The sequence below is a fragment of the Labrenzia sp. VG12 genome, assembly GCF_002237595.1.
GTDB lineage: Bacteria > Pseudomonadota > Alphaproteobacteria > Rhizobiales > Stappiaceae > Roseibium.
In genome coordinates, this window is sequence record NZ_CP022529.1 from 4,571,881 (window position 1) to 4,592,275 (window position 20,395).

13 protein-coding genes are annotated in these 20,395 nt (G+C 62.3%); 11 read left to right on the forward strand and 2 right to left on the reverse strand.

Annotated elements, in window-relative coordinates; all coding sequences use genetic code 11:
* Positions 1-103: 103 nt before the first annotated feature.
* The gene (locus CHH27_RS21215) at positions 104-469 is read left to right on the forward strand and encodes an STAS domain-containing protein (protein WP_094073360.1); all 366 of its coding nucleotides are present in this window, start codon (positions 104-106) and stop codon (positions 467-469) included.
* Positions 435-956 (forward strand): ATP-binding protein, encoded by a 522-nt coding sequence (locus tag CHH27_RS21220; protein ID WP_094073361.1) that lies wholly within the window; start codon positions 435-437, stop codon positions 954-956. Before CHH27_RS21215 ends, CHH27_RS21220 begins: the two co-directional genes overlap by 35 nt.
* A 30-nt stretch (positions 957-986) precedes the next feature.
* On the opposite strand, the gene CHH27_RS21225 is transcribed toward CHH27_RS21220, so the two are convergent.
* On the reverse strand, positions 987-1,913 hold the full coding sequence (locus CHH27_RS21225) for a PP2C family protein-serine/threonine phosphatase (protein ID WP_094073362.1): 927 nt from the start codon (positions 1,911-1,913) through the stop codon (positions 987-989).
* Between the two features lie 249 nt (positions 1,914-2,162).
* Here CHH27_RS21225 and CHH27_RS21230 point away from each other — a divergent pair, with 249 nt between their 5' ends.
* The 6 genes from CHH27_RS21230 (at position 2,163) to CHH27_RS21255 (ending at position 7,666) form a co-directional block, all read left to right on the forward strand.
* On the forward strand, positions 2,163-2,684 hold the full coding sequence (locus CHH27_RS21230) for a ubiquinone biosynthesis methyltransferase UbiE (protein ID WP_157739023.1): 522 nt from the start codon (positions 2,163-2,165) through the stop codon (positions 2,682-2,684).
* Entirely contained in the window at positions 2,681-3,859 is a 1,179-nt protein-coding gene (locus tag CHH27_RS21235) for a class I SAM-dependent methyltransferase (RefSeq protein WP_094073364.1), read from the forward strand. Before CHH27_RS21230 ends, CHH27_RS21235 begins: the two co-directional genes overlap by 4 nt.
* Positions 3,856-6,267, forward strand: coding sequence for a SpoIIE family protein phosphatase (locus CHH27_RS21240; RefSeq protein WP_094073365.1), 2,412 nt, complete (start codon positions 3,856-3,858; stop codon positions 6,265-6,267). Before CHH27_RS21235 ends, CHH27_RS21240 begins: the two co-directional genes overlap by 4 nt.
* Positions 6,268-6,270: 3 nt before the next feature.
* A complete protein-coding gene (locus tag CHH27_RS21245; protein WP_094073366.1) occupies positions 6,271-6,816 on the forward strand; it encodes an ATP-binding protein in 546 nt (181 codons plus the stop codon).
* Positions 6,817-6,847: 31 nt separating this feature from the next.
* Positions 6,848-7,186 (forward strand): hypothetical protein, encoded by a 339-nt coding sequence (locus CHH27_RS21250; protein ID WP_094073367.1) that lies wholly within the window; start codon positions 6,848-6,850, stop codon positions 7,184-7,186.
* A gap of 96 nt (positions 7,187-7,282) precedes the next feature.
* Positions 7,283-7,666, forward strand: a complete 384-nt coding sequence (locus CHH27_RS21255; RefSeq protein WP_094073368.1) for a hypothetical protein — start codon at positions 7,283-7,285, stop codon at positions 7,664-7,666.
* Between the two features lie 139 nt (positions 7,667-7,805).
* Here the strand turns inward: CHH27_RS21255 and CHH27_RS21260 are convergent, their stop codons facing one another.
* The gene (locus CHH27_RS21260; RefSeq protein ID WP_247646317.1) at positions 7,806-8,780 is read right to left on the reverse strand and encodes a PP2C family serine/threonine-protein phosphatase; all 975 of its coding nucleotides are present in this window, start codon (positions 8,778-8,780) and stop codon (positions 7,806-7,808) included.
* A 912-nt stretch (positions 8,781-9,692) separates the two neighbouring features.
* Here CHH27_RS21260 and CHH27_RS21265 point away from each other — a divergent pair.
* Genes CHH27_RS21265 through CHH27_RS21275 form a run of 3 tightly spaced genes read left to right on the forward strand, consistent with a single transcriptional unit; the run spans position 9,693 to position 20,391 of the window.
* The gene (locus CHH27_RS21265) at positions 9,693-10,214 is read left to right on the forward strand and encodes an invasion associated locus B family protein (protein WP_157739025.1); all 522 of its coding nucleotides are present in this window, start codon (positions 9,693-9,695) and stop codon (positions 10,212-10,214) included.
* A gap of 4 nt (positions 10,215-10,218) precedes the next feature.
* The gene (locus CHH27_RS21270; protein WP_094073371.1) at positions 10,219-11,994 is read left to right on the forward strand and encodes a ShlB/FhaC/HecB family hemolysin secretion/activation protein; all 1,776 of its coding nucleotides are present in this window, start codon (positions 10,219-10,221) and stop codon (positions 11,992-11,994) included.
* A gap of 12 nt (positions 11,995-12,006) precedes the next feature.
* Positions 12,007-20,391, forward strand: coding sequence for a hemagglutinin repeat-containing protein (locus CHH27_RS21275; protein ID WP_094073372.1), 8,385 nt, complete (start codon positions 12,007-12,009; stop codon positions 20,389-20,391).
* The last annotated feature ends 4 nt before the right edge of the window (positions 20,392-20,395 follow it).

Below are 20,395 nucleotides of genomic sequence, written 5' to 3' on the forward strand. Positions count from 1 at the left end.
GATTCAGAACGATTTTAGTCATCTACAAGCCGATTCGCGTAATTCATACTGAGCACGGTGTATTTCCGCCATCAACGCACCTGTGCCTATACGGGACCTTGCCATGACCGCAGAAGCTGCAGACATCACGATCGACCACGAAACCGACGGCACCATTACAATCGTGCGACCGGTGGGAAAACTCGACACGATGAGCGCAAAGTCCTTTGAAGCCTACCTGAAGGACCTCGTTGGTCAGAAGGCCGGCACGCTCCTGGTCGATATGGAAAAAGTCGACTACGTCACCAGCTTCGGACTGAGGTCCCTGCTCATCATCGCCAAGCTGCTGGCGCCTTCCGGGGACAAGCTGGTTCTGTTTCAGGTGAACCCGTCCGTGCTGGATGTGCTGAAGATCTCCGGTTTCCTGAAAATCCTGACCGTGCAGGACACGCTTGATGCGGCAAAGGAATTCGCAGGACAAGCGGGCTGAGCTGTCCCTTGCCCTGTCCGCCGACACTCGACCCACGAGGCATCTGAACGTGGCCCATGTCGAAACAGCAACGGTTCGGAACGATCTGGCGGATCTTCCAGCGGTCTATGCGACGCTGGAAGCGTTCGCTGCTGCGGCCGACCTGCCGGATTCCGTGCGCCGGACGCTCTTGCTGATTGTCGAGGAACTCTTCAGCAACACTGTGTCCTACGGATATCCGGACGGTAGCGAGGACGAGATCGGGGTTTCGGTCAGGCTCGGTCCGGGCCATGTCGAGCTGATGCTGGTCGACAGGGCGATTCCCTTTGACAGCGGAGCGTTGTCGGAAGACCCGAACGTCGAGGGAACGGTGGAGGAAAGGGATATCGGCGGTCTGGGCCTGTTCCTGGTACACCAGCTGGCCGAGAAGGTCAGTCATGAGCGCGACGGCGACACCAATCGCACGGTCATCCTGATCGCGCTTGACCGTGATGGCGAAGCGGATTGAGTCTGACGCATCCTCTCGCTCGGCTGGCCCCTAGAACGTGAATTCCATCATTGAAAAGTCGTCGGGCAGCGGTGCGTCTTTCTGGAAACCCGCAAGCCAGTCATAGACCGCCTGCGGTATGGGGGCCTCGCAGGCGCGCGCCTTGTCGGCAAGCTGTGCCCAGGTCAGGGTGGCGCCGGTCTCATCCTCGATTTCGTAGGTGCCGTCACTGATGACGAGGAGCTTGTCACCGGGTTGCATCTTGTACGTGCCGCCGTCGAAGGGCACCTCCTCCATGGCGCCAATCACCATGCCGTCGGGTGTTCCAAGGCTGGTCACGTCGAGACGGTCTCCCGCGGGGCGCAGGTGAATGGCCGCGGGATGCCCGCCGGAGGCATAGGACAGAATGCCGGTGGAGCGTTCGAAAACGCCGTACCAGATCGTGAAGAACATGTTGTTCTGCCGTTCCATCGGGAAGGCATTGTTGAGCTTGGCCAGAACATCCGACGGATTGCGGAAATCCGCACCGGCCAGGGCATTGGCGCGCAACACGTTGATGATGGCAACCGACAGGAGTGCAGCGCCGACCCCGTGTCCGCAGACATCGATCAGGTAGATCACGAAATGATCGTCATCCAGGTCGTGGTAGCCGAAGGAATCGCCGCCCAGTTCGGTCGACGGCACCAGAAGCCAGTCGGCCTGCGGGTCGGCCGGACGCTTGCGGGGCAGTATGGAATGCACATAATTGCCGGCGTCGCGCAGCTCTGATTCAAGCCGCTCCTGGGTCCGCTGCAGCAGGATATTATACTCCGCCAGCTGGTCTTCCACAGCTTCGCCGTGTTCGATCGTGGCCTCGTAGAGAAGCTTGAGATCCTCGTGTTCGGCGCGCAGGTCCTCAAGTTCCTTGCGCACAGTGGCAAGGTCCTGGTCGGGATTTTGCGTGGCTGCTGCCACGTCTATTGTGTTGTTATTGGTCATGGTGTGCTCATGATGCCCTTACGGGCGCGCGGAGGAAACCCAAGATTAAGAATGGGTGTGCAACTTAATGCAACGCAAAACAATGCGGCAATCGCTATTGATATAGTCTTGTTAATGAGCGACACCGTATTGTTAAATACATGAAATATCGATGACACGAGTGATATCGGCCGCAATCTCCGTATTCTTTGTATTACTGTGGGACACCGCAACCAAGGTGCGATGGATTACGCCAACGGGGGAATAGAAATGCAGGCAGCTGCTGAAGGTTTGTCACCCAATTCCGATTTGCCTCAGATGATTCACCTGGACCTGGATATCAAGGACTTCTGCTCCGACTGGACGCATTGCGATCTCATGTCCGGGTACGTTGCCCGCATGGTGAGCCATAACCGGCTGGATTCGCTGCTGTTTTCCAACCTTTATTCCTCGGCTCTGAACGAGCTTCTGGAGGCCGTCTACCGGACACACGGTGAAAGCGGCAAGCTGGAATGCGCGGTTCAGCGCAAGGGCCGTCTCGACCGGATCGTGCTGACGTTTCCGGCGGATGATGCCACCTTTGGCATTTACCGCGACGCAATTGACAAGGCGGGTGGCGAAAACGCGGAAGCCCTCTATCTGGAAGCCTTGTTTGCCGATGGAGAACCGGATGCAAGCCTGGGCCTTCTGGAACTGTGCGTTGATTATGGGGCACGGTTGGCTGTCGAGAGATGCGAAGACGGACGGATGCGTCTGGTTGCGGATCTTGCGCTTGAGGAAGAAAAAGAATGATAGCGGACAACATGACCCAGGCGTTTCAGTGGACCTACAACGAGAACGATCAGGAGTTCTCGTTGCATGGCAGCCTGAGGCCGCAGCGCGCCGATGAATTGCACAACTGTATCGCGGCCCTTGAACAATCCGTCGCCAGCGTCAGTGGCCTGTTCTATGTCAACGTGCGCCGTCTCGTGCGCATGAACAACGTTGCTTTCCACGCGATCGGCTGCAAGATCCTCGACCTCGTGCGAACCCGGCCCGATCTGAAGGTCCATGTGACGACGTCGAGCGTTGTCGGCTGGGCCACCCGGAAATTCGCCGTTCTGGAGACGATGTCGGACAAGGTCACGGTCAGTGAATACGACAGTGAATTCTATCCCGGACAGACATTCCTGGAGGAAGGCGGGTTCATTCCGATCCTCAGGACGCAGACAAAACTGACCTGGCGCCATGAGCGCACGATCCTGGCGCGGCACGGCCTGGAGCCAGGCATGCAGGTTGCGGATATCTGCTGCGGTATCGGCGATTTCGCGGTTCTGATGCAAAAGGAATACAAGCCCGACCGCATTGTCGCCCTTGATCACAGCCGGTCCAGCCTGGATTACGCGCGCAAGGTGGCGGCCGATTTCGGTGTGCGCGGCATCGACTATGTGTTCGGCGACGCTTCAGACATGCTCCTGGAAAGCGATCAGTTCGATTTTGTCACCTGCCGCCATTCGCTGCAGGTATTCGACCGGCCGGAGCTGATCCTGAAGGAGCTTATGCGGATCTGTAAGCCGGGCGGCCGGATCTACATCACCAACGAGAAGAACTCGCATTGCCTGGGCGAGCCGAGGTCTGAGTCGATCCAGAAGACCTACACGGAAGTGGCCCGGCTCTGGGCGCATTTCAACATGGACATCGAACTGGGGCCGAAAAGCCGCCGATATCTCATCGAGGCCGGCCTGGAAGACATCCAGATGGAATCCTTCATGGTGACCAACCTGGACGGCAATCCCCAGGATTTCGCGGACATCGTCCAATCCTGGGAAGATGTCTATGCAGGAAAAATGGCGGTGGATCGCGGCGACAGCGAAGACCAGATCCGTGAGTTCCGCCAGGGCTTTCAGGACCACATTTTCGCAGCGCTGCATCCCAAGGGATATGCGGGCTGGCCGATTTGGGTCGCCTCGGGACGGAAACCGAAATGAGTGTAACGCACGTCAATTCAGAACCGCCTCAGGAGCAGGCACCCGAACGGATCGGCCGGTTTTCCAGGCACAGTTTCCGGGCCAAGTTCATTGCGGTCGTCAGTGCGGCCGTGCTGTTCGACCTGATGCTGGCTGGTGGTGTTGCCATCTGGAACGTGCAGCGCCTGTCCAAGGATGCCACACAGAAGGTGGAAACCGGTCTGACGGATGCGACGGAAGAATATCTGCGCACCTATATCGAAACCACCGGCCTGCGGACCGAGTTGTTGCTCGACCAGGTGTTCTCGGAAGTGGAGGCGCTCGGCTCCTCCATGCAGACCCTGATTGACAACCCTGACACCGGCAACCGGGTTGGGCTGGTGGTGGAAGACGATCCCAAGCTCGGCGACAAGCTGGTCTACAATGCCGAAGCCGGATGGTCGCAGAACTCTCCCGGAGAGTCTGTTGTCAGTGTCTGGGGCTATCTTCTGGATGATGAAGGCAATCCGCTGCCGGAAGTGGCCGACCAGATCGCGGACAGCTCTGCCTTCAATCTGATCGCACCCGGCATGATGAAGACGGGCTCGCCGAAGCTGCAGCTCTACTATGTCGGCCCGAAAGACCGGCCGATCATGCGCACGACACCCTATACGGATCAGGCGCAGACCTTCGACAAGCTCTATCCGGGCCACAACGAAGACAATTTCTGGGATTTCTTTTTCCCGGGCGTCTACGAGGGCTGGCAGAGCTGGCTGGCTGATCCCGCCAATCGTCCGGTGCCCCGGGATATTGTCGGGACCGCGCCCTATATCGACGCGATCACCGGCGCGAAGATCGTGAGTTTCTTCTATCCGCTCTGGAACGAGGAACGGACCGATGTGGCCGGCATGACTGCGGTCGACATCACGCTCGATCAGCTGTCCAGCCTCGTTGAAAACGTCAAGATCGCCGAGACGGGTTTCGGCTTCCTGACCTCCTCCAACGGCAACGTGCTGGCGGTCAGTGAGGCAGGTGCACAGGCGCTCGGCCTCGTGTCCGTTGGCGGCGAAGGCCAGGGCGTGACGGGGATCAACAGGTACCTTGCCCAAAGCCGGTTTCCCGCAGTTGCCAACCTGCAGCTGCCGCATGACACCGGAACGGTTGTCGACACGATCGAACTCGGGCCTGAACAGCATGGCGGCGATGGTGCGGCCAACGAAGGCTATATTGTCGTCCTGAAGGAACTGGCGCCGATCAATCTCTGGGACGGTGAGACGATTGTCGCGGAAAACCTGACGCTTGGCTTCATGGTCGCGACCGACGAGATCTATGCTCCGCTCGAAGAGGTTCGCCAGGAGCTGTCTGAAGCAACGGAACGGATCGTCTACTGGCAGATCGCGGCCCTGCTTATCAGTCTCGTGATCGTGACCTTGGCGGTCTATGCCGTGTCGGGACGGATCACCAAGGGCCTGTCCGAACTCGCAAGTGCCGCCCGGGCGCTGCAGCGCAAGGACTATTCGGTCCGGGTTGCCATCCCGACCCGCGACGAGGTCGCAGCCGTGGGGCTGGCCTTCAACAACATGGCCGAGGAAATCAGCTACCATACGGAAAACCTGGAAAACCTCGTCGAGGAGCGGACCTCCAAACTGGAGACGGCAAACAGGGAAATCGTTGCCCTCAACAAGCGTCTGAAGTCGGAGAACCTTCGCCTCGGCGCCGAGCTCGACGTCGCCAAGCGCATCCAGGAAATGGTGCTGCCGCGGCGGAGCGAACTGGAGGGCATTCCGCAGGTCGAGATCGCTGCCTTCATGGAGCCGGCGGACGAGGTTGGCGGCGACTATTACGACGTCCTGTTCGACGGCGATCGCATCAAGGTGGGGATCGGCGACGTGACCGGCCACGGCCTGGAGAGCGGCGTCCTGATGCTGATGGTGCAGTCGGTCGCCCGCGCCTTGCAGGAAAAAGGCGACCGCGACCCGATCGCCTTCCTCGATGTTCTGAACCGCGCGGTCTACAAGAACATCACCCGCACCAAGTCGGACAAGCACCTGACTCTGGCCTTCGTGGATTACGAGGACGGCAATGTCACCCTGTCCGGTCAGCACGAGGAAGTTCTGATCATCCGGGCAAACGGCGACACCGAACGGATCGACACGATGGACCTTGGGTTCCCGGTCGGGCTGGAGGCCGACATTTCTCCCTTCGTCGCGACGATGGATCTCGCCTTCGGTCCGGACGATGTGCTCGTCCTGCACACCGACGGCATCACGGAAGCGGAAAACAACAAGGGCGAGATGTATGGTCTCGACCGGTTGAGCCAGAGCGCGCACGATAATCGTGAGAAGTCTGCCAAGGGGATTGCCGAAGCGGTCATAAATGATGTCAAGTTCCATATCGGGGACTACAAAGTATTTGACGATATCACGCTCGTTGTCTTGAAGCATAGGTAGGGCATGGTCGAGGATTTTGGGGAAACGGCTGCCGCTAATGGTGGCAATGCAACGCGGTTTTGTCTCACGTTAATGGCGGAGCCACTGGAGCTGAGCTGGCATCATTGCGGCGTCACGTCCGATTTCATTGGAGAGTATTTCAGCCGGTCCTGCGGCCGGAACATTGACTCTGTGGATGCGCGCCACAGCATCAGTTACATGATCAATGAAATCCTGGAAAACGCCATCAAGTTCCGCTACGGCGGCGACATAGAGATCAACAGTAGTCTGGATGCCGACATGTTCGAAATCCAGATCATGAACCGTGTTGATCCGGAAACGGCAACACGGTTTCAGGCCCACTTGAAAGACTTGCTGGACCGCGAGCCGGGAGAGCTGTTGCTGGAACGCATTGAGGAAAACGCACTTAACCCGGATTCTTCAGGCTCCGGACTAGGCCTGCTTACACTTATGAGTGACTACGGTGCCAAATTGGGCTGGTCTTTCGCGTCCGAGCGTGTAAGTGAAGGCGTTGAGTTAACGACCTATGCTTCTTTGCGACTGTCCTGATCGCTGACATATTCCGAAGGAAGAGACCAAAATGGAAATCAGCACGAACGATTACCGCGTTTGGACTGAAGGATCCAACATCCACTACGAAGGAACCATGCGGCTGTCCGGGACGGATGCCTATGCACCGATCCTGGAAATCATGCACGGGGTTCTGGAAGCCAAGCCGGAAGTCATCACGCTGGATCTGACCGGTCTTGAATTTCTCAACAGCTCGGGGATCAACCTGCTTGCGAAATTCACCATTGAAATCAGGAAGCAGCCGGACGTCGGCGTCAGGGTCCTGGGCTCCAAGTCCATTCCCTGGCAGTCGAAATCGCTCCGCAACCTGCAGCGCCTGCATCCGGCGCTGGAACTGACCATTTCCTGACGTCTGGGAGGGCTGGCTACGCGCGGCATTTGCGATAGGTGGGACGGGTCCGGGACAGGTGGCCTTGCCTCATTTTGCCGTAACATCGGACGGCACATGCCGTTGTTTGCGCTGGCCCTCATTGCCGCTTCCTGTCAGTCATCCAGCCAGAATCCGAAGCTGAACAGCCAGTATATCGGCCAGAGCTCCGCGGCCTTTTTCGAAGCCTATGGTCCTCCTGAACAGGTGATCGGCCTCGAGCAGAAGATGAAAAAGGATTCGACCGGCAAGATCGTCAAGCAGACCGATCCCAAGCGGCTTGTCTACTACTGGTCCTCGACCAACACGAAGACCTATTCCAAGATCGTCAGGCCAAAGACCGACACCTGCAATCTCGCCATTCTGACAAGCGCGGAAGGCAAGATCCTGCGGATCGAAGTCCAGGATGAAAACGGCGACATCGCCACGATCAAGGCGAATTGCGAAGCCCTCATCAAATAGGCTCAGGCTACTGGTGCTCTGACTTACTGCCCAACCCGGTTGCCCAACTCGTTGCCTGGCCAGGCGGATGTATTCCGGCTGATTGGCACTGCCAGTGACCGCATGTCAGGCTGCGCGTGTCTTGCCTATTCAGGTCGCGTTACATCGGAATTGAAGGCCAGAAAGAAAGACTGAGCAGAGCAAACAGCAGAACCGCGGCAAGAAGCGCGAAACCTGGCAGGCGAGAGGTCCAGGCTGCGCGATTGCCGGATAGTGACGCGTCCGCTCGCGTGCTCGGGGCTGATCCGGGACGGCTGCTGTCGCGGGCTTCAGCCGGCCTGGCCTCACAGCGAACCATGACCAGCGTGGTATTGTCGTGTTCACCACCTTCGTTGACCTTGCCGGTCTCGTCGACGGCCGTGAGGATGGTGTCGAGCGCTTCCGGCTGCCTGGCGCCCTGAAAACACGAAACCAGGCGCCGCAGCAACTCTCCGTCGATCGTGTCCACACCGTCGCTGGCGAAGATATAGAGATCGCCGGGCCGCACATCGCGCGTTGCAACCTGGCAGACCTCGATACCGCTCCCGATGACGGCGGAGGTGATGCTGGAGCGCCCGTATTGCCGCAAGGCCTCCGGCCAGGCCTTCCGGCCGAGACCGGCAAGTTCGTCCTGCTCGCTGCCAAAGCGGTGTTTTTCGTTCATGTAGTGGATTTCATCGTCCCTGAACCGGAACAGGTGGGAATCGCCGACAGACAGAAAGGTCAGGGAACTTTCGTCGAAACAGCCGGCAACAAGGGTGCCGCCCATGGAGCGGCCATATCCCTTGTCCTTTTTGAGCTGGCTGAGGTCCTTGTCCGTTCTGGTGATCGCAGCACGAAGGGCCTCAGGTGAAACGCAGCCGGCCTCCTTCAGGTGGTTCCGGAAACGGGTCACGATAAACTGGCTGGCAACGTCGCCGTGTCCCCCTGACCCGATCCCGTCGGACAGTACCACCAGCAGCGGTGCGCCTGTCTTGCGCGGAGCCCCCGCGTTGTCGTTCAGCACCGCACCGGTGTCCGGTGTCGATACCAGCCAGGAATCCTCCTGGTACTCCCGTCCTCCCTGCGACTGTCGCCCGCAGACCCCAAAGCGCATCACGAATAGTCCTGCCGGTCGAATGACGAACCCATGAGAGCCCGGCATACAGGTGGATGGGTTGATTGGACCCTTTGCCTTGGTGGCCTGACAGTGCTGGTCCTGAAAAGCCACTGGTCAGATCGTATTGGCGACATTCGGCTCGATCAAGACAAAGGCTTTGGGAAGGCCGCAGATACACATGCCGCCTTGGTCGGCAGAACGTCAATCTCGCGGAATTTCTTGCGAACAGCTTCTCCCGCCAAAGGTCAACTGCATAGCCACTCGCCAACCCGCTTGGATTGCTCCGCGGCAGGGCCAGCGCCATTTGATGGGCGATTGGAAATTGAGATGAAATCAATGCGCTGTGTGTAACGATTGATACTGGGGCTCACTAAGTTTCAGAGAAGAGGCGAGGTTCTTTCGAGCTGGAAGTTGTTCATTGCGTATTAGGTCATCAGCGACGGTCCGAATGACGATTGAAAGCTTAGCCTCATGTGAGAACAAACGCTGTGGGGAGGCGGGGTCTCGCTCCTTCCAACGATGTTGCAGCAGAGTTCGGCTCGCGACGGACCTGTCGTAAGGTCATATCCACAACCGAATTTCGGTAATTCGCCACAAAAATACAACCCAAGAGCAGAAAATTGCACGTTAAAGTATATTGATTCAAGGATTCAATTACGTATGGTCACGCGCTGAAAAAAATAACAAGGGTGAAACAGACAAGGCAGTGTATTGCCGCGGGCAGGGATCTGAAACCGGCCGCCTCTCTTTTGTTTGAATATGTAACATTCTCGGTGCCGTTGCGGAATACCCCTGCAGCGACCGGGCACGTGTGTGCGGTTACTTGCCGCAACAGAAAAGATTTGAGCCATGACTTTTCGACATGTTCCCAATCAACGTTCTTTTGTCGCCTGCATCTTGCGGAGGGCAATGCAAATTGCAGCTATGCTGTTTCTGGTTCTAGGTGCGGGCACGGTGTCGGCCCTTTCCAAGGATAGCCCGGACCGGAAAACCACGACGGAACGGTTCAAGGTCTGGACGGTGAGCTGCGTGGAGGCGGCAACGCGCACCTGCCGGATGCACCAGGAGCTGGTCCAGCAGAAAAGCGGGCAGCGGCTGGCGGCGCTGGTCGTCGAAACCGCAAAGGACGGTGCAGCGAGCCTGACCGTGATGACACCTTTCGGACTGTTGTTTGCCGAAGGGCTCGGGATCGGCATCGACGACGTCGAGCTTGCCAGGGCGAACTTCCTGACTTGCCTGCCCACCGGCTGCCTGGTGCCGCTGGCGCTGGACGACACCGCGCTGGAAAAGATCCGGGCGGGCAACACCTTCTCGGCGACAGGCGTGAACACAGCGAATGGCAAGACCGTGCGGATCGAGTTTTCGCTGAAGGGCTCGGCGGCGGCACTGGCGCGCCTGCAGGCGCTCTCCGTGGACGAACCGGCTGAGTGACACCATGCGGGTAATGTCCTTTCTGGCCGGCGGTGCCCGGCATCTTTGCCTTTGCGTGTTGCCGGTTCTGTGCGCCGCGTCGATTGTGTCGGTGGCGCCGGCCCAGGGCCAGGCACCGGCTGGCCTCAACGATATCGTGCGCGAGCAGCGTCAGATCATCGAGCGCGAGGAGCAGCGCCGCCGCCGCGAGCGCGGGGAATTCCTAGGCGGCTCGTCGGAGCCGTCCTTGCGCGAGCCCGACCTGTTGCCGGAAACATCCGGCGGTGACGGGCCGTGCCTCGAGGTCAACCGGATCGTCTTTGACGGCGCGAAACGCATCCCTGCGCGCCGGCTGGAAACGCTTGTCGAGGGCCGGCAGGGCGGTTGTCTGACCCTTGCCGACATCCAGAACGTCCTCAGACTGGCGACAAACTATTACATCGACAAGGGATACGTGACCTCGCGCGCCTATCTGCAGCCGCAGGATATCGGCGCCGGCGAACTGCGTGTCCTCATCGTGGAAGGCGCGGTTTCGGACGTTCGCCTGCTCGAGAACGGCAAGGCGCGCCGGGGAGGCTGGCAGCTTTTTGGCGAGCGGACCGGCCGGATCATGAACATCCGCCATTTCGAGCAGGGTCTGGAACAGATCAACCGGCTCGGCTCGAAACAGGCGACCATCCGCATCGAACCCGGCAGGGGCGTCGGCGAGAGCATCGTCACCATTGAGGTCGAGGACAGCTATGCGATCGAAGCCTCGGCCTCGCTGGACAATGGCGGGTCCACCAGCACGGGCCGGCACCAATGGAACGGCATTGTCGGCTTCGAGGACGTGCTCGGCCTGCACGAGCGGCTGACCGTTTCCGCCCGCAGTTCGCTCGACCGTCTGGACGACCAGATCTATTCGCGTTCGATCAACGGCTACCTGTCCGTCCCGTGGCACTATTTCACGCTCAATCTGAGCGGCTCCTACCTGGAATACTACTCCCGCCTCGACAGCGCCTCGGGCGATTACAGCTATGACGGGCTGAGCTGGGAGGGCCGGGTGGAACTCGACCGGATCCTGCACCGCACCGGACGCTACACCTGGCGTGCCGGCACGGCCTTCACCCTGAAGGAAGCCACCAACTACATCGAAGACATCTTCATCGACGCCTCCAGCCAGAGGCTGGCGGTGGTGGAGGCCTCCACAGGGATCAGCGGACGCATTGCCGGCGGGTTCGGCCAGGCCAGCGTGGCCGTCAAGCGCGGCCTCGACGCCTTTGCCGCCCAGTCCGACACCAACCAGTCCGGCGGAACCCCGGTGGCGCAATTCACGCAGGCGACCCTGTCCGGGTTCTACCAGCGGGTCTGGAAGAACCGGCTCGGCCGCCTGTCGGTACAGGCGACCGGTTACGCGTCCTGGTCGCCGGATACGCTGTTTGCCTCCGAGCGCGTCAACATCGGCGGGCCCTATTCGGTGCGCGGGTTCCGGGATGTCAGCCTGTCCGGGGACGCCGGCGGCTATGGCCAGTTCGAGCTCTCCCTCGTGCCAGCCTTTGCGGCGAAGACACCGGAAAGTCTGCAACGAGTGATTGGCACGCCGCAGGTCTTCGCAGCGCTCGATGCCGGCGCGGTCGTCGAGGATGCGGACGATCCCCTGGAAGGCGGCGAGCTGATGGGCGGCGTGGTCGGCCTGCGGCTGAGCGGCGGCATTCTGAGCGGCGAGGTGGCCTATGAGAAAGCCCTCGTCCATCCAAGTTTTCTAAAGCCTGCGGACGACGGTTTCCTGCGTTTCCGCATCGGCATCTCCCATAGGTTCTAGGCACGTTTCACGATGATCAAGTCGGTTCTGAACAGTGTTTTCTGTGCGGTTTTTCTGGTCCAGTCCTCCCTGCCCGCGGTCGCCGGCGGGCTGACACCCGATGTCAGTGCACCTGCCGGCAACCGGCCAACCATCATCGACGCGCCGAACGGCGTGCCCATCGAGAACATCGCCACCCCCAACGCGCAGGGCCTCTCCCACAACAAGTTCACCGATTTCAATGTCGGGCCGGATGGCCTTGTCATCAACAATTCCAGAACTGTCGGCCAGAGCCGGCTGGGCGGCCTGATCGCCGGCAACCCCAATCTTCAGAATTCTGGTCCCGCGACCACGATCCTGAACGAGGTGACCTCCTCCAACCGCTCGCTGCTGGAGGGCGCGACCGAAATTCACGGCAGCCGGGCCGACTACATTCTCGCCAATCCGAACGGCATCACCTGCAACGGCTGCGGTTTCATCAACATTCCGCGGGCCACCCTGACGACCGGTGTGCCAGTGGTTGATGCCGGCAGGCTGCAGGGGTTTACCGTCGAGCGCGGCACGGTCACCATCGGCGCGGACGGCCTCGCCGCCGAGACCACCGACTATTTCGACATCGTCTCCCGCGCCGTCGAGATCAACGGTCAGATCCATGGCGGCGAGGAACTCGGAATATTCGCCGGGCGCAACAGCTTCAACTATGACGACCGCACCGTCGAGGCCAGCGCCGGGTCCGCCAGCGACAAGCCGGAGTTCGCCATTGATTCCAGTGCGCTCGGTGGCATGTATGCCGGGCGAATCAAGCTGATCGGCACCGAAGACGGCGTCGGCGTGCGCGCACCCGACCAGGCGACCGCGGCCACCGGCGATTTCCAGATCACCGCGGACGGCCGGCTGGTTCTGGGCGGCACGCTCTCCGCCCGCCAGACCCTCCAGGCGCAATCGGTCAATGGCTCCATCGAAGTCGGGCAGGATGCGTCCGTCTATGGCGAGGAGACCCTGATCTTCCGGGCCGGCGACGGGATCGCGGTGGCGGAAAATGCCGTTCTGGGTGCTGCCGGTGATGTGGCCCTCGAGGCCGGCACCATTGACTTTGACGGCGCCGAACTGCTCGCGGGCCTCAACACGGACGGCACGCTGGCTGCAGGTGTCGGCTCGCTGACCGTTTCCACGACGGGCCTTGCCGATTTCTCCGCCGCAACCCGCCTGCGGGCCGGCGCCGCCATGGCCTTGTCCGTCGGCGCGCTGACCCAGCTGGGCACTGCCTACGCGGACACCTATTCGGCCGACGCCGCGGGCGACATGCGCCTTGCCGATGTCAGTGCCGACACCAGCCTGACGCTTGCCGCCGGCGGCGACCTCGGCGTCGCGACCGGGGCGACGCTTTACGGCGCCTCCGGGCTGACGCTTCAGGTCGACGGCAGTCTTCAGACCGAAACGGACGCCGTGATCGCCAGCGGTGGCGACATTGCCCTGACCGCCGGCACGATCGACTACCAGGGGGCGAAACTTCTGGCCGGTCTGTCGGCGGACAACAGCCTGATCGCCGGCGCCGGGGCGCTCGAGATCGAAACCGCGGGCCTGGCGCAGTTCTCGGAGGAAACGAGCCTTCGGGCTGGCTCGGATCTGACGTTGCAGGCGGGGTCTCTCCAGCAGCTCGGCACGGCCTTTGCCGATGTCTACGAGGTCGAGACCACCGGTGACATCGTCATCTCGAACGTGTCTGCCGGCACGCGCGCACAAGTGCGCTCCAGCGGCGGGGCTCTCGCCATCAATGACGATGCGACCCTTTACGCGGGCAGCGGCCTGACGCTTGAGGCGGCGGGCGCTCTCACCGCCGGCACCGGGGCCCTGGTCGGCAGTGGCGGCGACCTTGCGCTGTCCGCTGGCTCCATCGACTATGACGGTTCGGACCTGCTCGCCGGCCTGCAGTCCGACGGCAGCCTTGCCGCAGGCACCGGCGCGATTGAGGTCACGGCAACGGGCCTTGCGGATTTTTCGGAAGACACCCGCCTCGTCGCCGGTGACGCCCTGACGCTCGCCGCCGGCGCTATCGACCAGTCCGGCGCGGCAGTCGCCGGGTCCTACGCGGCGACGGCTGACAGTGACATCACGCTCGGCACCGTCTCCTCGGACACCGGTCTCAGCGTGACCTCCGAAGGCGGTGATGTCACCGTCGGCGGCAGCTCCGTCCTCTACGCGGCGGGCGACATGGCGCTGGATGCGGCCGGAACGCTGCAAACCGAGAGCGGCGCCGTGCTGGGCGCTGCCGGCGATATCAGCCTCAACGCCGGGTCGCTGGACCACCAGGCGGACGAACTCCTCGCCGGGATGCGCTCCGACGGCACGCTGCTCGCCGACACCGGCGCGATCGACATCACCGTGGACGCGGCGGCCAGCCTGTCGGCGGCAAGCCGCGTGCGCGCGGGCGACGCTCTCTCGGTGACCGCCGGGTCGCTGGACCAGGCCGCCGACATTTTTGCCGGGCAGTACACCGTCCGCACCACCGGGGACGCCGTCCTCGGCAACGCCTCGGTCGCCGACAGTCTCGATGTGGCCTCCAGCGACGGCGCGGTCACCGTGTCTTCCGGGGCCATGCTCTATTCCGGGGGCGACCTTGACCTGTCGGGCGGCACGCAAATCACCGTGTCGTCGGGGGCCGAGGTCAATGCCGGCAGCCACATTGGCCTTGGCGCACCGGTGATCGATCTGGCGGGGGACGCAGTTCTGGCCGGTGTCTCCGGCGACGGCGCGGCCCTGGACGGTCTCGGCACCATCACCCTGAGCGCGTCCGACAGGCTCGACATTTCCAGCGGCACACGGGTTCAATCCGGCGACCTGACGCGGATCAGCGCGGGCGACTGGCGCCAATACGGCGAACTGGAAGTTGGCGCCCTGGCGCTCGACCTCGACACCTTGTCGATCAGCGGCGGCAACGCCCTGGTCGAGGCCGGCGACATATCCGGCGACATCTCGGGCACGGCCACCATCGCGGCCTCCTCGCAGGGGTTGAAAGCCGCCAACACGCTCGATCTCTCCGTCAATGACCTCGACATTGCCGGCACCCTGTTCGTGAACGGCAACGGTGTGCTGAGCGTCGCCGGGGCGCTGAGCGTGACCGGCGGCCTGGAGGCAGCCGGGGGGCTGACCGTGCGCGGCGGCACGGCCAGCGTCGCCGACGGCGCCCGGGTGATCGCCAACGGGGCGGCGCTCTTCGACGACATGGACGACCTGACCAACCGGGGCGCCATCTATGCCGGCGACAGCCTGAGCGTGCGCACGTCAACCCTCGACAATGACGGCGGCCTGCTGCTGGCCGCCAACGGCCTGACGCTGGAAGGCCGCACGGCCGGGACCAAGGCCACGGAAATCGTCAACCACAAGGGCGGCGTGATCGAGGCGCTCGGCGGCGATGTCGTCCTCCGGGCGGAGCTACTCCAGAACCTCACCGATGTCACCTTCACCACGTCGACCACCTCTTTCGCCAACGAAATGGTCACCGGCGCCTACCCGCCCGACTGGCTGAAAGGCGGCTTCGACAAGTACTGGGCTGCCGGCGGGATCGGCGACTGGGGCCAGTTCTGGGACTATGGCGGCGGCCCGGGCGGATATGTCTTTGCCCCGCATCCGGACAAGATCGCCGAGATCCTGGAAGACAAGAACGCCTCCGCCGACGACTGGGACCAGAACTGGTGGAAGGAATACGCGCCGACCCGGATCGCCGAATTCGACCCGGACAACGGCACCTATGACGACTGGCTGATGCTGGCACCCGACGAGGACGGGGCGGCGCCGTCCGGCGGCACCGTGACGATCCACGTGACCGAAGACCAGGTGGAATATCTCGACCCGGTCGCCCGCATCGCGGCCTCCGGTGGCAACATGGTCCTGGAGGTCGGCACGCTGCAGAACGAGGCCAGCGAGATCGTCGCCGCCGGCAACCTGACCATCGACGGCGACAATCTGGTCAACACCGGCCAGACGCTGACCCGTGTCATCACCGTCGAGCAGAGCTGGAGTTCCTACGAGAGCCGCACGCTCGGCTTCGCGCCCAATCACCGCTTTCTCGACAACGGCAACCGCCACCGGACCCTCTCCGCCGAGACGATCGGCGCCGCGCCGGGCACGATCCATGCCGGCGGCACGCTCTCGGGCACGCTGACCGGAACGCTCACCAACGAGGCCGGCTCGCCGTCCACGCCCGAAACCCTGCAGCTGTCGAACCTGGACAGCACCATCGTGCAGGTCAACGGCGGCGCCACCGCGGCCTTTGGCGACAACGGACCGTCCTTCACGACCAGCCTGGACGGCACCTCTCCGCTGACCTCCGATGCCGACGGCGCCCCGGTGCCGTTCTTCGACCCGACCACCTACCGCTTCAACAGGCAGCTGTTCGGCGACGCCCCGGAAACGAGCCCGTTCCTGTTTGAAACCCGCTTCGAGTTCATCGATCACGGCTCCTTCTACGGCTCGCAGTATTTCCTCGACACGGTCGGCATTGCCGACATCGGCAGCCACATTCGTTCGCTCGGCGATCCCTTCTTTGAAAGCCGCTACATCGCCGACCAGGTGCGCATGGCAACGGGGCGCCGCTGGCTGACTTCGGACACGGCCAATGACGCGGCCCAGATGAAACAGCTGATCGACAATGCCGCCGTGGCGGCGTCCGATCTCGACCTGACCGCCGGCGTTTCCTTGAGCGCGGACCAGGTGGCTCTGCTGACCAGCGACATCGTCTGGTACGAGCGCAAGGTCGTGAACGGGGTCGAGGTCCTGTCGCCCCGCCTTTACCTGGCCTCCACGTCGGCGCGCAACCGGACCGGCGCGGTCATCGCCGGGCGCAACGTCTCGCTCGATGCCGCCGAAATCAGGAACGTGCGCGGCACGCTCATGGCGGACGAGACCCTGGTCGCCGGGGCCGGCAGCGCGCTGCTGAACCGCTCCGGCACCATCGCCGGGCGCGACGTGACCCTGTCCGGGGAAACGGTGACCATCGAGACCGCGACCCGGCAGACCGGCAACGGCACCACCGCCACCGGCACCTGGGCCTTTGAGCGCGGCGCGGTGGTTGCCGAGGACAGCCTCGACATCCTCAGCGGTCAGGACACGCGCGTGACCGGTGCCGACCTGTCCAGCGGCGGCAGCCTGTCCATCAGGACCGGCCGCGACCTTGTGGTCTCGGGGCTGAAGCTGGACCGGCATTTCGAGGCGAAGGGCCAGGCCGGCAGCAACAGGTACGAAACCAGCCAGAGCGAGACCCGTGTCTCCGGTGCGACCATCCAGGCCGGCGAAGCGATCGATCTCGAGGCGGCGCGCGATCTTGAGGTCAAGGGCGGGCTGATCGCCAGCGATGGCACCGCCCGGCTGAACGCCGGCGAGAGCGTCGACATCGGCACCCTGGAGGAAACGGCGCAGACGTTCGATTCCAGGAAGAAGAGCGGGTTCCTGTCGGCCAGTTCCAAGACGCGGGAAACGTCCTCCACCACCAATGTCGGGTCCATGGTGACCGCGCTGGGAGACCTGGAGATCTCGGCGGACAACAAGGACGTCGTCATCAGCGGATCGGCCGTCACCTCGCAGGCCGACGTGACGCTGTCCGCGGGCCGGGACGTGCGCCTGGAAGCGGCCGAGGACACGGCGGAGGATCACCGTGTCGAGAAGAAGCGCGGCTTCTTTGCCGAAACCACAAGCGCGGGCTTTGCCGCGGGGTACCGTTCGGAAGCCCACACCTACGACACCGCCAGCGTGACCCAGGTGACGTCGGCCGTCTCCGGCGAGAACGTGACCATCTCCGCCGGCCGCGACGTGGTGTCCGAGGCCGCCTCGGTGGCTGCCGGCAGCGATCTGCGCCTGGATGCTGGCCGCGATATCCGGCTGGAGGCCGTGCACGATCTCTACGCCCATTCGGAAAGCCACAAGGTCGACACCTTCGCACTCTCCGTCAGCGCCTTCGAGAACGTCTCCGGTCCGCTCAAGACCCTCGCCGACGTGCCGCGCATGGCCACCTCGGGCCGGGGCAATCTCGGCTACCAGGCGCTGTCCGCGGTTTCCGCGGGGCTGAAGGCCGTCGACGCGCTCAACCAGCTGAATGCCATCGCCAGCGGCGGCACGGTGGCGGGCGTGCGTGTCGGCATCGGCGTGTCCAGCGAGAGGAGCAGTTCGTCGGAGTCAAGCGCCATCGCCCGCACCGCGACGCTCTCCGCCGGCAACAATCTCAGCCTGGATGCCGGCCGTGACATCACCGCGAAGGGCGCCCAGATCGATGCCGGCAACGACATCTCGCTGGCGGCCGGCCGGGACATTCGCCTGGAATCGGCGGAAAACCGGATGGCCTTCGAGGGCGACAGCTCCAGCGCCTCGGTCGGTCTCGGGGTGACGTTCGGGGTGGGCGCCGGCGGGGCGTCCCTCGGGGTCGGGCTCGACGTGTCCGGACAGCAGAGTTCCTATGAACATGCCGAGACCTTCCACACCAACACCAATGTCACCGCCGGCGGCCATGTCGCCATTGCCACCGGCCGCGATCTTGCCCTGAAGGGGGCGCGGGTCGAGGCGGACAGCGCCACGCTGGATGTCGGCCGCAACCTGGAAATAGAGAGCCGTCTCGACACCGCCGAGGGCTCCAACCAGAGCAGCGGCTACAGCGCGGGGGTCTCCGTGGGCATCGGACTGGGTCCGAACGGCGCCGGCCCGTCCTTTGGTGTCTCCGGCAGTGTCAACGGCTCTCAAGGCTCCAGCAGCACCGCCTGGGTGGACGCGCCTTCCGGCATTGTCACCGAGAACGGGCTGGACGTCAGGGTCGGCGAGACCACGTCCCTCACCGGCGGCGTCCTGGCCTCGCGCTCCGGCGACATGACGCTCGAAACCGACCGCCTGGAGACGGAAGATCTCGACCTGCACCGCAAGGGGCGCCAGCTCTCCGGCTCGGTCGGCGTCAATGTCGGCCGGGACCCGGAAGGCAAGACCACCCCGGGCCTCACCGTGGAAGGCGCCTATTCCAACTCCGAGACCGAGGGCGTCGCCCGGGCCACGATCGGCGAGGGCACGGTCATCGTCCATGACGGCGACGGCGACGGCGTCAGGGCCGCCGACCTGGAGGCCATGGCCGACGAGGCCGAGGCCGACGGCGACACCGCCCGCGCCGAAGCCCTGCGGGAAGAAGCAGAGCTGGAGGCCGCGGAAGACAACACCACAACGGAAACCCGGCTCGCCAACATAAATCGCGATCCGGACGCGGTCGTGGTCGTCACGTCGCAGAAGGACGAGGGCTTTGAGTTTTACGTCAGCGATACGTCGGTGCGAGAAATTGGGAAGGTTCTCTCAAAAGTTGGCAATGCCATTGGAGACCTGAATATTTCGCCACAGCAACGTGAAATTCTGAGGCGTTTGGCGGCCTGTGGAGGTAGGCAAGGCCAAAATCGATACAACCCGCTCAACTGGTTTGTCTCTACGGCATACGCTGCTGACTGCTCTCAGACCGCGATTGAAGATCTCATGATCGGCGTTAAGCGGGAGACCCTGGCTGAACTTGTAGAGTACTGCGAAAACCTTGATCCGGGTGTTGAAGCCTACGCGAAGGCTGCATTGGCGGCGCGCATTTTTGCAGACTTGCCGGTTGCCGATCGCGCGCAACTGAAATCGATATCAAAATGGGACATCGAAAGTGTCTCAGGGCTGTCCTATGACACGATCTTGATGCTCGAGCTTGCAAATGACGCATTGCACTGCGAGGCAGCAAGCTGCAAGGACACCAAAAACCAGACGGTCCTCAAGCTCTACAACACCATTGGCCAGGAAGAGTTGCATGTTGCAACATTCCTGAAGTTGACACCGCCGACAGAAAGCTCGCTGGGCTTTGATACCACGGGCATGTCCTGGTCTCAGTACATTGCGGTTGTCCAGGCCGAGGAACTGATCGGAAATGCGACAGGGGCGGTAGCAGGAACAGCGCTTGCAAAGGCCATTTCAAATGTTGCTTCCAGAGTAGGTCCTTCGGTTGCAAAGAGGTTTGCAAACTCCTATTCCGCTCCCAAAGGTACGGTCGATCCTGGATCAGTTTACCAAGTTCGATTTGATCCTTCTCACCCAGGCCGGCCGGCGCCGTCGTTTTCGGTCGATACGTCGGCGTTCACTAGCGGGTCAGCGACAGCAAACGGTGGCATTCGAAACAGTCGCCAGTTCTGGACCGCTTGGTTGAGTATGCCGAACAATGGCTTGAGTCTTGCGAACCAGGCCGCAGTTGCCAGCAAGAGAGCGCCTATTGTTGACGATGACTGGTTAAAGGTATTCCCTGAACATAAGGACTTTCGGGGCCAGCAACTCGTGCACCATCACATGGATTACGGGAAATACGCTATTCCTGTTCCACGTGGGGCACACAACAATTCGCCTGGGTTCGCGTATTGGCACCCTCCAAGGTAACGGC

What these genes read in the sequence shown, in the direction of transcription:
- CHH27_RS21215 (WP_094073360.1), top strand. Translation starts at nt 104, where the DNA reads ATGACCGCAGAAGCTGCAGACATCACGATCGACCACGAAACCGACGGC.
- CHH27_RS21220 (WP_094073361.1), top strand. Translation starts at nt 435, where the DNA reads ATGCGGCAAAGGAATTCGCAGGACAAGCGGGCTGAGCTGTCCCTTGCC.
- CHH27_RS21225 (WP_094073362.1), bottom strand. Translation starts at nt 1,913, where the DNA reads ATGACCAATAACAACACAATAGACGTGGCAGCAGCCACGCAAAATCCC.
- CHH27_RS21230 (WP_157739023.1), top strand. Translation starts at nt 2,163, where the DNA reads ATGCAGGCAGCTGCTGAAGGTTTGTCACCCAATTCCGATTTGCCTCAG.
- CHH27_RS21235 (WP_094073364.1), top strand. Translation starts at nt 2,681, where the DNA reads ATGATAGCGGACAACATGACCCAGGCGTTTCAGTGGACCTACAACGAG.
- CHH27_RS21240 (WP_094073365.1), top strand. Translation starts at nt 3,856, where the DNA reads ATGAGTGTAACGCACGTCAATTCAGAACCGCCTCAGGAGCAGGCACCC.
- CHH27_RS21245 (WP_094073366.1), top strand. Translation starts at nt 6,271, where the DNA reads ATGGTCGAGGATTTTGGGGAAACGGCTGCCGCTAATGGTGGCAATGCA.
- CHH27_RS21250 (WP_094073367.1), top strand. Translation starts at nt 6,848, where the DNA reads ATGGAAATCAGCACGAACGATTACCGCGTTTGGACTGAAGGATCCAAC.
- CHH27_RS21255 (WP_094073368.1), top strand. Translation starts at nt 7,283, where the DNA reads ATGCCGTTGTTTGCGCTGGCCCTCATTGCCGCTTCCTGTCAGTCATCC.
- CHH27_RS21260 (WP_247646317.1), bottom strand. Translation starts at nt 8,780, where the DNA reads ATGCGCTTTGGGGTCTGCGGGCGACAGTCGCAGGGAGGACGGGAGTAC.
- CHH27_RS21265 (WP_157739025.1), top strand. Translation starts at nt 9,693, where the DNA reads ATGCAAATTGCAGCTATGCTGTTTCTGGTTCTAGGTGCGGGCACGGTG.
- CHH27_RS21270 (WP_094073371.1), top strand. Translation starts at nt 10,219, where the DNA reads ATGCGGGTAATGTCCTTTCTGGCCGGCGGTGCCCGGCATCTTTGCCTT.
- CHH27_RS21275 (WP_094073372.1), top strand. Translation starts at nt 12,007, where the DNA reads ATGATCAAGTCGGTTCTGAACAGTGTTTTCTGTGCGGTTTTTCTGGTC.